At 66.8% G+C, this 12,801-nt stretch carries 11 protein-coding genes; 9 read left to right on the top strand and 2 right to left on the bottom strand.

Going from position 1 to position 12,801, the window contains the following annotated elements; genetic code table 11:
* Positions 1-1,413, bottom strand: a complete 1,413-nt coding sequence (locus tag DVO78_RS15795) for a protein kinase domain-containing protein (RefSeq protein ID WP_120006304.1) — start codon at positions 1,411-1,413, stop codon at positions 1-3.
* A gap of 36 nt (positions 1,414-1,449) precedes the next feature.
* Complete coding sequence (locus DVO78_RS15790) at positions 1,450-2,553, bottom strand: polyprenyl synthetase family protein (RefSeq protein WP_157984086.1); 1,104 nt, start codon at positions 2,551-2,553, stop codon at positions 1,450-1,452.
* 12 nt (positions 2,554-2,565) lie between these two features.
* On the opposite strand from DVO78_RS15790, the gene dinB reads away from it, so the two are divergent.
* The 9 genes from dinB (at position 2,566) to mraY (ending at position 12,775) form a co-directional block, all read left to right on the top strand.
* Entirely contained in the window at positions 2,566-3,774 is a 1,209-nt protein-coding gene (gene dinB / locus DVO78_RS15785; protein ID WP_120006300.1) for a DNA polymerase IV, read from the top strand.
* 132 nt (positions 3,775-3,906) lie between these two features.
* A complete protein-coding gene (locus DVO78_RS15780) occupies positions 3,907-4,326 on the top strand; it encodes a DUF3040 domain-containing protein (RefSeq protein WP_120006298.1) in 420 nt (139 codons plus the stop codon).
* 275 nt (positions 4,327-4,601) lie between these two features.
* Positions 4,602-5,033: a division/cell wall cluster transcriptional repressor MraZ gene (mraZ, locus tag DVO78_RS15775; protein ID WP_120006296.1), complete on the top strand. Its 432-nt coding sequence runs from the start codon at positions 4,602-4,604 to the stop codon at positions 5,031-5,033.
* Positions 5,034-5,191: 158 nt separating this feature from the next.
* The gene (gene rsmH / locus DVO78_RS15770; RefSeq protein WP_120006294.1) at positions 5,192-6,193 is read left to right on the top strand and encodes a 16S rRNA (cytosine(1402)-N(4))-methyltransferase RsmH; all 1,002 of its coding nucleotides are present in this window, start codon (positions 5,192-5,194) and stop codon (positions 6,191-6,193) included.
* A complete protein-coding gene (gene ftsL / locus DVO78_RS15765; RefSeq protein ID WP_120006292.1) occupies positions 6,190-6,807 on the top strand; it encodes a cell division protein FtsL in 618 nt (205 codons plus the stop codon). The genes rsmH and ftsL overlap by 4 nt, the downstream gene beginning before the upstream one ends.
* 21 nt (positions 6,808-6,828) lie before the next feature.
* Complete coding sequence (locus tag DVO78_RS15760) at positions 6,829-8,604, top strand: peptidoglycan D,D-transpeptidase FtsI family protein (RefSeq protein WP_120006290.1); 1,776 nt, start codon at positions 6,829-6,831, stop codon at positions 8,602-8,604.
* Between the two features lie 26 nt (positions 8,605-8,630).
* Positions 8,631-10,214, top strand: coding sequence for a UDP-N-acetylmuramoyl-L-alanyl-D-glutamate--2,6-diaminopimelate ligase (locus DVO78_RS15755; RefSeq protein WP_238385361.1), 1,584 nt, complete (start codon positions 8,631-8,633; stop codon positions 10,212-10,214).
* The gene (locus tag DVO78_RS15750) at positions 10,211-11,668 is read left to right on the top strand and encodes a UDP-N-acetylmuramoyl-tripeptide--D-alanyl-D-alanine ligase (protein WP_120006287.1); all 1,458 of its coding nucleotides are present in this window, start codon (positions 10,211-10,213) and stop codon (positions 11,666-11,668) included. The genes DVO78_RS15755 and DVO78_RS15750 overlap by 4 nt, the downstream gene beginning before the upstream one ends.
* Positions 11,669-12,775 (top strand): phospho-N-acetylmuramoyl-pentapeptide-transferase, encoded by a 1,107-nt coding sequence (gene mraY, locus DVO78_RS15745; protein WP_120006285.1) that lies wholly within the window; start codon positions 11,669-11,671, stop codon positions 12,773-12,775. It abuts the gene before it with no gap.
* Positions 12,776-12,801 lie beyond the last annotated feature (26 nt).

The raw sequence follows: 12,801 nt of genomic DNA, 5'->3' as shown, positions 1-12,801 counted from the left end.
CTATCCTCCCAGCGGAGGAATGATGCTGTTGCTGATCCCCAGCTGGTAGCCCAGCAGCATCAGCACGGCCATCAGCATCACCACGATGATCCCAGCCACGCTCTGCCTGGCTGGGGTAGGGCCGTTGAGCTGCGCCAGCGGGCGCTGCCGCTGGCGTTTGTCCGCCCGGGGGTCGTAGCTGCGGCGCCGAGTGTTCTGTGCCGGCTGAACGTTGGTCTCCGGGTCCTCGACGCTGAGCCGGCCCAGCTGCAGCGGCACCTCGGCTACTGTCTGACGGTCCTCCATCGCCAGGGTCGCCGGATCGCCCGCCGCCTGGCCCAGAGCAGTGGTGACGTCCTCGTCCCAGCGGTCACGGCGGTCCACGGAGGTGGGAAAATCCTCCGACCCGACAGCAACGGTCGCGGCCTCCAGCGGATCGTCGTCGAGGTCCTGAGGTTCCGCCGGTTCCGGCGGTGAGTCGGCGGAGACAGCGGCAGCAGCCGGCATGACCTGCGTGGCGGGGCCGGCGTCGTCGTGCTCCGGTGGCGGAGGGTGGTGGCGGCGGTGCTTGGTCAGCGCGCCGTCGAAATCCAGGTCCTGCTCCGTCAGCTGCGTCCGGGCCGACTCCAGCAGCTCCAGCAGCTGCTCGGCGTTCTTGGGCCGGTCCTCCGGATCCGTGCGAGTGGCCTCCCTGACCAGTTCGTCCAGCGGCTCGGCCAAGCCAGGGACATAGGCAGAGGGTGCCGGAACCGTGGAGTTGACATGCTGAAAGGCCACCCGCACCGGGGTGTCCCCGGTGTAGGGCTGGACACCGGTGAGCATCTCGTAGAGCAGGATCCCCACCGCATAGATATCAGCACGTTCATCGGCGCCCTCCCCGGAGAGCAGCTCGGGGGCGATATAGGCCACCGTCCCCATCAGAGTGGAGGTGCCCGAATGGTGGGTGGCTGCGCGGGCCAGCCCGAAATCGGCTAGCTTGATCCGGCCCTCCGGGGAGACCAGCACATTCTCCGGCTTGATGTCACGGTGCACCAGCCCGGCGTGGTGGGCCGCTGCCAGGCCGGCGAGGATTGCCTGGGTGTAGACCAGGGTCAGCCGAGGGGTCATCGGTCCGCTCTTGAGCAGTGTGCGAAGAGTGGCGCCGGGGACATACTCCATGACCATGTAGGCGGTCTCGCGGGTCTGTCCCTGGTCGAGCACCTGCACCACATTGGGATGACTGATCAGCGCCGAGTTCCGTGCCTCCTGCTCAAACCGCTGAACCACCTTACGGTCCTCGGCCATATGCGGAAAGAGCACTTTGATCGCCACCTCACGGTGCAGCCGCTCATCGGTGGCAAGGTAGACAGTGGACATGCCGCCGCGGGCCACCCGCTTCTCGATGGTGTAGCGCTCGCCGATCGTTGCGCCGATCCAGCTCTCCTCGGTGCTCATTCGTTCAGGGTACCGAAGTCTCACCACTTCAGCCGTTCAGGACGTGCGCGCCAGCAGAAGCTCAGCGACCGCTGCGAAGTCGGTGAGCACATCCTCGTCGACGCCGAGGCGGGACAGCTCTGCTCTGGAACGCTCAGACGCCTCGGCGAGCTGAGCGATCTCACGCTCTACCGCGGCCCGGGCTCCGGAACTGACCAGAATCTCCCGGGCCCTGGCCACCTTCTGATCGTCCAGCGCAGCATCGCCGAGCACCGCTTCCAGCTCAGCGGCGGCCGCGGCCGCTGAGCGGTGCAGCCCGTAGGCGATCAGTTCGGTGCGCTTGCCCTCGCGCAGATCATCGCCCACCGGCTTCCCGGTGACCTCGGGGTCGCCGAAGACCCCCAGGAGGTCATCGCGCAGCTGGAAGGCGATGCCCAACGGCAGCCCCGCCGCCGCCAGTGCCCGCTGCAGCTGCGCACCGCCGCCGGCCAGGGAGCAGCCGAGCGCCAACGGGTATTCGGTGGAGTATCTGGCCGCCTTATAGGTCAGCACATTCCGGGCCCGGCCCACGGCGCCGGCCTCACTCTCTGCAGGCGGGATGACCTCAGCCAGCACATCCAGGTACTGTCCGGTGATGACCTCGGTATGCATCCGCTGGAAAACCTCCCGCCCAGCGGGGGAGGGGTCTGCTGCCACAGCCTCAGCCTCGCTGAAGACCTCACCGGCCCAGGACAGCGCAAGGTCCCCGACCAGGATGGCTCCGGACACCCCGTAATGATCAGAGTCCCCGCTGAACTCAGAGGTCCGGTGGTGCCGGGCGAACCACCGGTGGGTGCTGGGCTGCCCGCGCCGGGTGTCAGAACGGTCGATCACATCATCGTGGATCAGCGCAGCTGCCTGGAAGAGCTCGAGCGCCACCCCCAACTCGGTCAGAGCCTGTTCGTCCCCTGACCGGCCTGCGGCTCGTCCGCCCAACCAGGCCAGCACCGGACGCAGCTTCTTACCTCCGGCGGTCAGCGAGACCAGGGAGTCCACCAGAGTCCCGGCCCCGGGATCAACAGCGGTGACTTGCTCCCGCTTCCCGGAGAGGAACGCCCTGAGACGGCCGTTGGTCGCCTCGACGAACTCCGACTGACCGGGGATATCTCCTGGGATGGGCATACTCTTGATCCTATGGGTTCTGAGCAGTCCAGACCGCCAGGGCGCGCCTCGCCGATCATCGCGCATGTGGATATGGACGCCTTCTACGTAGAGGCCGAACTGCTGGATAAGCCAGAGCTGCGGGGGCGGAAGATCATCGTGGCAGGCGATGGCCGTTCTGTGGTGCTCTCGGCCTCCTACCAGGCTCGTGCCGACGGCGTGGGTTCAGCCATGCCGCTGGCCCGCGCACGCCGGCTCAGCCCCGATGCTGTGGTCATCGCGCCCCATATGGACCGTTACCGCGAGCTCTCCGCGTCGATCATGGACTATTTCGACAGCCTGACCGACCACAAGGAACAGCTCAGCGTGGATGAGGCTTTCCTGGACCTCACCGGAGCACGACGGCGCCTGGGGCAGCCCGAGCAGATGGGGCAGCTGATTCGTACCGGGGTCCGGGAGCGGTTCGGGCTTCCGGCCACAGTGGGGATCGCCGACCGGAAGTTCATCGCCAAGATCGCCTCTACCCGTGCCAAGCCCGACGGCCTGCTGGTGGTGCCGCCGGCCCGGCGACTGGAGTTCCTGCACAGCTTGGAGGCCGACCGGCTGTGGGGTGTGGGTGCCAAGACTGCCCAGGTGCTGGCTGCTATGGGGCTGCGCACGGTCAAAGACATCGCCGAAACGCCCAAGGATGCGCTGGCCCACCGGCTTGGCGCCGTGGGGGCGCAGCTGTACGACCTAGCATGGGGGATCGACCCCAGGCCCGTGGAAGCGCACCGGGTGGAGAAGAGCATCGGCGCGGAGGAGACTTTCGCAGAAGATGTCAGCGACGACTCCGAGCTGAACAAGGAACTGCTGCGCCTGGCGCACAGGGTCGCAGCCAGGCTCCGCGCCGCGGGGCTCAGCGCCTCCGGGGTGAGCCTGAAGATCCGGTGGCAGGACTTCTCCACCGTGACCCGCTCGGCCACGCTGACCCACCCCACACAGTCGGCGCCCGATCTGCACCGGCACACGGTGCGGCTGTTGGGAAGTCTGAGCCCACGCCGGCAGTCCGTCCGCCTGGTCGGACTCCGTGCCGAGCGGCTCAGCAGCGCAGATGGGAGCCTGCAGCTCAGCTTCGACGCCCAGGACCAGGACTGGCTGGCTGCTCAGCGCGCGCTCGACGCAGTGGCCGGCAAGTTCCCCGGGGCGCCGGTTCGCCCGGCATCACTGCTGGAGACCAGGGAGGACGGCTCCAGGGAATGATGCTGGTGATCAGCTGGGAACTAAGTGACAAGATCATCACAGCTTCGACCCTGGGCTATGTGTCGGGCGGTTCCAGAAGATAGACTGGTTCTCCACGGCGTCAGAGAACTCAGACCTAATGAGGAGCACCCCATGCCACTGTCGGAGCGCGAGCAGCGGCTGCTGAAAGAACTGGAGCAGCAGCTTCAGTCCGATGATCCCAGCTTCGCCAGCTCACTTGAGGAGTCCGCAGTGGGCGGCACCTTCAATGTCCGCCACCTGGTCCTAGGACTGCTGGTGGCAGTCGCCGGGGCCGGTGTCCTCATCTTCGGCATCTACCAGCAGTGGATCCCGGTGGGGATCGCCGGCTTCATCATCATGGGTGCAGGCGTCTATTTCGCCACCGCTGGTGGCCCGTCCAGTCCGAAGAACAAGGGCAACGGCGGTAACGGCGGCTCCGGGGGACACGGGGGACCTGGTGGGTCTGGCCCGCGCAGCTCCGCCCCCAGCCCCTCGGGCGGAACGTTCATGACCAACTTGGAGCAGAGGTGGGAGGAGCGCCGGCGCCAGTAGCGCCCCACTTCTCTCCACCAGCCCCCGCACGGAATCGGTGCGGGGGCTTTTTTTGTGCTCCACTAGCCACCCCGGGGCCCTCCACCGCGCTCCCCTCTTCAAAACCACAGGTCAGAGCATCCTCAGCGTTCTCCAGATCTGACGGTGACGTCATAAAAAGCCTGTTCAGGGGAGGAATATGCCCTGTTGTGGTTGGAAAGTGGGGGAAAGTGGAGTAAAGTGGAGCGCGATGGGCGAACAGTGGACCTGATCGGCTGAGCGAAGGAGAAGGCGCCATGTTTCTCGGCACCTACACCCCTCGCTTGGACGAGAAGGGCCGCCTGATCCTGCCGGCGAAATACCGGGACGAGCTCGCAGATGGGCTGGTTCTCACCCGTGGGCAGGAACGCTGTATCTACGTGTTCAGCACTGATCAGTTCGCGGCAGTGCACGCACAGATGCGGCAGGCGCCACTGACCTCCCGTCAGGCACGTGACTACATTCGCGTGTTCCTCTCCGGGGCCTCGGACGAGTCCCCGGACAAGCAGGGGCGGATCACCATCCCGCCCGGGCTGCGGGAGTACGCGGGACTGGACCGTGAGGTGACAGTCATCGGCGCGGGTGACCGCGCTGAGATCTGGGACTCCGCGGCCTGGAACACCTATCTGGAGGAGAAAGAATCAGAATTCTCCTCCACTGACGAAGAAGCCATCCCCGGCCTCTTCTGAGAACTCAATACCGGCCCTTGAATGAGCCTCCTTACCGGAGCTGCGGGAATCCTGACGTCACTTCCCCGATGTCAGGCGGCCTGCCCCTCCGGTGGGGGAGCAGATTCAAGGGCCGAAGTCGTCCAGACGGTGTCTGAGGCTCAAGCGCGGAGGTGACGATGAGCACGCAGGAGGCAGCAGAGAAGCACATCCCGGTGCTGATGGAACGCTGCACCCAGTTGCTTGCTGAGGCCTGCCGCACAGTGGGCGACGCCGCCACCCCGGTGATCATCGACGCCACCCTAGGTATGGGCGGGCACACCCAGGCGTTGCTGGAAGCTGTGCCGGAGGCCACCGTGCTCGGTATCGACCGGGACCCCCAGGCTCTGCAGATCGCCGGCCAGCGGCTGCAGCGCTTCGGCCCGAGGTTCCGGGGGGTGCGGGCTGTCTATGACTCCATCGGCGAGCTCGCCGCCCAACTGGGTGAGAACGAGGTTCTGGCCGGGGTGCTGTTCGACCTCGGCGTCTCCTCACTGCAGCTGGACGAGGTGGAACGCGGCTTCGCCTACTCCTACGATGCCCCTCTGGATATGCGGATGGATTCCGCAGTGGATTCGCAGGACCCCACCGCCGCCGAGCTGCTGGCCGAGATCACCGAGCCGCAGCTCAAGGGCATCCTCTCCAAATACGGTGAGGAGCGTTTCTCCGGCCGGATCGCCGCAGCCATCGTGCGGGCGCGAGACACCCAGCCGCTGACCACCACTGCCCAGCTGGCTGCGGTGATCGACTCCGCGGTTCCCGCGGCGGCCAAACGGACCGGCGGGCATCCGGCTAAGCGCAGCTTCCAAGCCATCCGGATCGCGGTGAACCGTGAGCTCGAAGTGCTCGAGCGGGCCATCCCGGCGGCGCTGGACGCTGTGGCGGTCGGCGGGGCCGTCGTCGTCCTGTCCTACCACTCCCTGGAGGACCGGATCGTCAAACGGGCGATCGGGGCGCGCACCACCTCCTCGGCCCCCGCCGGGCTCCCGGTCGAGCTCGACGAGCACAAACCGACGTTCAGGCCCCTGCTGCGCGGAGCCGAGCCGCCCAGCGCGGAGGAGATCGCCGCGAACCCGCGGGCCGCCTCCGCGAAGCTGCGGGCCGCCGAAAAGATCAGGTCAATGGCAAGGAGCACCCCGTGAGCGTTCTTCCCGTCGCGGACCTCAGGCCCGCCCCGAGCGCGTCCCGCAAGCCGTCTTTGACCGCGCTTCCCAAGGTGCGGCGCCGACAACGCGGGCTCATCGCCGGGGTGCTCCTGCTGCTGCTGATCGCCCTCGGCGCTGTCCTGGCCGTCAACATCCACGTGGCCAACTCGCAGTACCAGGTGGTGCAGATGACCAATGAGCACCGAGACCTGGTCCACCAGAACCAGGCGCTGACCCAGCAGGTCCAGTTCCTGGAGTCACCGCAGGCGCTGTCCAACTCGGCAGTGACGGTGGGCATGGTGATGCCAGCCTCCGCCGGGACCTTCGACCTCGACAGTGGGCACATTGTCAGCGAGGCCGAGGCGGCCTCCAGCTCCAGCGTTCCCTCCAGCTTTGTGGGGGCTCCGGCCTACACCGGTCCGGATCTCTCAGCCAGCGATGTCGCCCAGCAGGCCGAGGGCGCCCCCAGCGGACTTCTCGGGGCCGGCGCGTTGCACACGCTGATGCAGAGCTCGGCGGGGGAGAATGATGCCGGTGCCGCGGGAACGGCCCCAGACTCCGCCTCCGCCCTCAACGGCGGAACCATCCCAGCCCCCGACCTGACCGACTGAGACCGCAAGGAGGACGCACCCATGGCGCGAACACTCTCGCTGCGGATGCGCATCGGCCTGGCGATCATGCTGGCGATGCTGGTGGTGCTCGGCGGGCGGCTGTTCCACATCCAGGGTCTTGACCCGGCCGGTCATGCCCAACAGGCGGTGTCAAACCGGCTGCACGCCGTGGAGCTGCCGGCCGCGCGCGGAGACATTCTGGACTCCCAGGGCAGACTCATGGCTGGCAGCGCCGACAGATACGACATCGTGGCCGATCCCAGACTGACCGGGGAGTACACCGTGGCCGATGCCGACCTGGGCCTGCAGCGCCCGGTGACCCTGGAGCAGACCGCAGGGGAGCTTGCTGAGCTGCTCGAGGCAGATTCAGCGGACATTCTGGACCGACTGGACGATGAGGACACCCATTATTCGGTGATCGCCCGCAACGTCACTCCGGAGGTGCACCAGCGCATCATGGAGCTCGGGATACCCGGCGTCTACGCCGAACCGGTCTCCGAGCGCACCTATCCTGCCGGACCTGTGGCCGGTTCCATCGTCGGCTTCGTAGGGTCCGACGGCCCGCTGGAGGGTATGGAGTCGGTGGCCAACGACGCTCTCACCGGTGAGTCCGGGGAGCGGATCTACGAAGTCGGGGCCGATGGCGTGCGCATTCCCACCGCCACCTACGAGGAAATCCCCGCAGTCGACGGCCAGGACGTGCGGCTGACTGTGGACCAGGACCTTCAGTGGTTCGCCCAGGAGGCCATCGCGGAGAAGGCCAATGAGTACAACGCCCAATGGGGCAACGCCACGGTGGTGGACCTGCGTGAGGGCAGTGAGGGGGAGATCCTCGCCATGGCCGACTCCGAAACGGTGGACCCCACCGACCCCGGAGACACCGATGAGCTGTTCCGCCGGCCGCTGGCGCTGACCCAGGACTTCGAACCGGGCTCCGGAGGTAAGTCGGTGACTTTTGCCGCAGCACTGGAGGAGGGTGTGGTCGGACCGGAATCGGAGTTCACGGTGCCCTATCGGATGACTGTGGACGGTGAATCGATCCGCAACGCGCGCACGCATAGCGACTACCAGATGACTGCCGCGGGAATCTACGCCCGCTCCTACAACACCGGCACAGTGATGATCGGCAATCAGCTGGATGAGCAGACCCGCTACGACTACCTCCGCAAGGTCGGTTATGGTGAGCCCATTGACATCGGGCTGGGGATCGAAGGCCAGTCGATTCTCCGCCCGCTTCAGGAGTGGGACCGCCGCCAGCCTCTGACCACCCAGTTCGGCCAGGGCTACACCGGCAGTGTGCTGCACAATGTCCAGCTCTACCAGATGATCGCCAATGACGGGATCAAGCATCCGCTGCGGATCGTCGACGCCTATGTCGACCCCGACGGGGAGGAGCATCCGGTCTCCGCTGAGCCGGAGCAGATCTTCTCCGCCGAGACGTCCGAGGAGATGCTCAAGCTGATGGAAGGCGTGGTCGACTACGGCTCCGCGATGGACGCGGAGATCGACGGGTACCGGGTCGGCGGCAAGACCGGCACGGCCGAGGCCGCCGGTGCCGCCGGCGGTTTCGACGGCTACACCGTGAATTTTGTAGGTCTAGCGCCGTTGGACGACCCGCAGTTCCTGGTCTCGATCACCGTGCACCGACCCGAAGGTAGGTTCGGGGACTGGGATCTGACCGATGCCTTCACCGAGATCATGAGCCACACCCTGGCCGGCTATGACGTCCCGCCCTCTGAAGCCGAGTCCGAGTCCTATGATGGATTCGTGGGCGAACGGCAGGACTATCCGTGGTAGGTGCGACGACCGCGAGCGTCGGCACCTTGACTGAGCAACTGCGCGCCTCAGGGTATGACCCCATCCTGACCCCGGTCACCGAGTCCGCTGACCGTGTGGAACTCACCGGTGCGGTGATGAGCCCTCAGCTGGTGGAGCCGGGGAACCTGTTCGTGGCCGTCACCGGCTCCCGGGCCCACGGTGCGGATTTCATGGGCGAGGTGCTGGAGCGCGGTGCCGCCGCCGTGCTCACCGATCCCGCCGGCGTGGTCAAAGTCAGGGACGCCGCCGGCTACCGGATCCCGGTCATCGAGGTCGACGGCGTCCGTGACGCCGCCGGTCCGGCCGCGGCGGCCATCTACGGCACCACCGCCACCTCCGACCCCGCGCTGTTTGGGGTCACCGGCACCAACGGGAAGACCACCACCACCTACTTCCTGCGTTCGCTGCTGAGCACTCTGCTGAGCCCCAAGGGGCGTAAGACAGGGCTGATCGGCACCATCGAGATCGCCGCCGGTGAAGAGCGCATCGCCTCGGACATGACCACGCCGGAGGCGGTCGCCCTGCATCAGCTGATGCACTCCTTCCGGGAGAAGGGCGTGGCGGCCGCGGCGATGGAGGTCTCCTCCCACGCCATCAGCTATCAGCGGATCTCCGGTCTCTACTACGACGTCGCAGGGTTCACCAACCTGACCCAGGACCACCTGGACCTGCACCGGACCATGGAGGCCTACTTCGCGGCCAAGGCCGATCTGTTCCGCAGAGCCAGGACCCGGATCTCGGTGATCACCGTGGACGACGCCGCCGGTCACCAGATGGCCGCCGAAGCCACCGGGGAAGTGGTCACCCTGGCCACCACCGGACAGCCCACGCAGGCCCACTGGGAGGTCGTGGAGGTGGAGAGCAGCGGTCTGGGCAGTGCTTTCACCCTGGTCAACCGGCACACCCGGGAGCGGATCCGCACCTCGACGGCGCTGCCCGGCGGGTTCAACATCTCCAATGCCGCCCTGGCTTCGGTGATGGTGCTCGAGGCAGCCTCGAACACCAAGCGCACCCAGGACTTCACCCGGGCCGATGTGGTCACCGCACTGGAGACCGCCCACCCCTTCCACATCCAGGTCCCGGGCCGGATGCAGGTCATCGCCGAGCAGCCGGCGGCCATCGTGGACTTCGCCCATAACCCAGATGCGATGATCCGGGCCCTGGAGGCCGTCCGCAGGCCGGAGGGCAGACTCATCCTGGTCATCGGGGCCGCAGGGGAGCGGGACGTCACCAAGCGTCCCACCATGGGAGCGATCGCGGTGCGGATGGCCGACCATGTGATCATCAGCGATGACGACCCCCACGGGGAGGACCCCGCCGATATCCGCGCGGGGCTGCTTGAAGGAGCCCGCGACGCCGTTGCCACCGGTGATCTCACCACTGAACTGCAGGAGATCTCGCCGCGGCAGGAGGCGATCCGCGCCGCTGTGGCCGCCGCGGAGGCCCAGGACACCATCCTGCTGGCCGGCCGCGGTCATGAGGACCACCAAGACCTTGCCGGAACCCGGGTGGACATTGATGACCGGGCCGAGCTGGCCCGTGCGCTGAGGGCCCACGGATTCACCACGCTGTCCGGGGGCGGCCGATGATCGCTTTGACAGCCGCAGAGATCGCCGAGGCCGTCGCCGGCCGGCTCCGCGGGGTCGAGAACCCCGACCAGCTGAGACTGACCCATGCTGACACCGACTCCCGGAGCATGCGCGCCGCAGCCCTGTTCATCGCCAAGCCGGGTGAGACCACCGACGGCCACCGGTTCATCGACCAGGCGCTGGCTGCCGGCGCAGAGCTGGTGCTCGCCGAGCGCGAAACCGACACCCCCTCCGGGCAGCCCCACCCGGCAGTGATCGTCGACGACGCCGTGGTCGCCATGGGCCGGTTGGCAGCGGAGATCGTGACTAGGATCAGGGCGCATTCGGTGACCACCGTCATCGGCATCACCGGTTCGGCGGGCAAGACCACCACCAAGGATCTGCTGGCGGCTCTGCTGCGCCCGGAGGGTCAGACCGTGGCTCCCCAGGGCTCCTACAACGGTGAGGTCGGGGTTCCGCTCACCGTCTTCGGAGCCGAGCTGGACACCCGCTACCTGATCATCGAGATGGGTGCCGACGCCCCCGGCAATATCCGTGAGCTGTGTGAGATGGTCCGTCCGGACATCGGAGCGGTGCTCATGGTCGGCACCGCCCATGCCGGCAAGTTCGGCGGAGCGGAGAAGATCGCCGCCACCAAGGGCGAACTGGCCGAACTGGCCTCCCAACAGGTGATCCTCAACGCCGACGACGCCCAGGTCGCTGCCATGGCCGACCGTGCCGCAGCGCCGATCAGCTGGATCAGCAGCGGGCCCTCCACCCCGGGCAGCTATGCGGTCATCGCGCATCAGATGCGGCTCGATGCTCTGGGACGCCCTGAGCTGACCATGATCTTTGAGGGTCGCGACGCCGAGGGCCGCAGCGCCTACCCGGTGACCAGCGGGCTCATCGGTGCACACCATGTCACGAATCTTCTCGCTGCCGCCGCTGTCGCCTGGCGGGCCGGGGCAGCTCCGGCTGACATCGCTGAGCGGCTCAACGGCTTGGGGCCCAGCTCACGGTGGCGGATGGAGCGCACTGACCGTGCCGACGGCGTCACCGTCATCAACGATGCCTACAACGCGAACCCCGAATCCATGCGGGAGGCGCTGCGCACCCTGGCGATTCTCACCCGTGGCGAGTCCACCGGCGGCCAGCGCCGCAGTGTGGCTGTGCTGGGACCGATGCTGGAGCTCGGGGACGACTCGGCCTGGCGCCACCATCAGGTGGGCGAAACGGTGGTCCGGCTGAACATCGACCTGACCCTGGTGGTCGGAGACGAGGCCTACCCGCTGTACCGAGGCGCGATCGCCGAGGGGTCCTGGGGCTCGGAGGTTCACTGGGTATCCTCATTGGAAGAGGCCGAGGACTGGCTGAGCACCGCCCTGCAGCCCGGCGACGTCGTGCTGTTTAAGTCATCGAACTCTGCCGGGCTTAGACTTTTGGGTGACAAAATGGCCACGGACGAAAGGAACTGAGTGATCGCCGTCGTCGTCGGGGCAGCGCTGGGCCTCATCCTCACTCTGTTCGGCACCCCGCTGTTCATCCGTTTCCTGGTCAAGCGCGGCTATGGCCAGTTCATCCGTGACGACGGGCCCACCACCCACCACGTCAAGCGCGGCACCCCCACCATGGGTGGTGCGGTGATCATCCTGGCCGTACTGATCGCCTACGGCATCACCCACGGCATCCTGATGCTCACCACCAGCGCTGCCTCCGGCCCGACCGCCTCGGGGTTGTTGTTGCTGCTGCTGATGGCCGGTATGGGGCTGGTGGGGTTCTTCGACGATGCCTCGAAGATCACCAAGGAGAGGTCCCTGGGCCTGACCCCCTGGGCCAAGATCACCGGTCAGGGAGGCGTCGGTGTGCTCTTCGCCGTCCTGGCGCTGCAGTTCCCCAATGATCAGGACATCACCCCTGGTTCTACCGCGGTGTCCTTTGTCCGCGAAACCGTGCTGGACTTCGGGGTGCTGGGCACAGTGCTCGGCGGGATCGTCTTCGTGATCTGGGCGAACCTGATCAACACTGCGGCCACCAACGCGGTCAACCTCACCGACGGACTCGATGGCCTGGCCGCCGGCGCCACTGCCATGGTCACCGCCGCCTACGTCATCATCTCCATCTGGCAGCACAACCAGGCCTGCGGGGGAGTGCGTGCAGTGGATGCGGTCTGCTACAGCGTGCGCGACCCCATGGACATGGCTACCGTGGCGGCGATCATCACCGGTGCGCTGATCGGGTTCCTGTGGTGGAATACCTCCCCGGCCCGGATCTTTATGGGAGACACCGGCTCCCTGGCCCTGGGCGGAGCGCTGGCCGGCTTCGCGATTCTCACCCACACCCAGCTGCTGTTCGTGATCCTCGGCGGACTGTTCGTGATGATCACGCTCTCGGTGATCATCCAGGTCGGCTACTTCAAGCTCACCGGCGGCAAACGGGTGTTCAAGATGACTCCGCTGCACCACCATTTCGAACTCGCCGGCTGGGCCCAGGTGACCGTGGTGGTCAGATTCTGGATCATCGGCGCACTCGCAGTGGGCCTGGGCCTGGCGATCTTCTACGGCGAGTGGGTGCTGACACAATGACTAGTTGTCAGCAGCCACGAGTAAGC

It is taken from the genome of Nesterenkonia muleiensis, from assembly GCF_003600155.1.
In the GTDB taxonomy this organism is placed as follows: Bacteria; Actinomycetota; Actinomycetes; order Actinomycetales; family Micrococcaceae; genus Nesterenkonia; species Nesterenkonia muleiensis.
The sequence above is the reverse complement of the archived record's forward strand: the minus strand, read 5'-3'. Positions and strand labels throughout refer to the sequence as shown.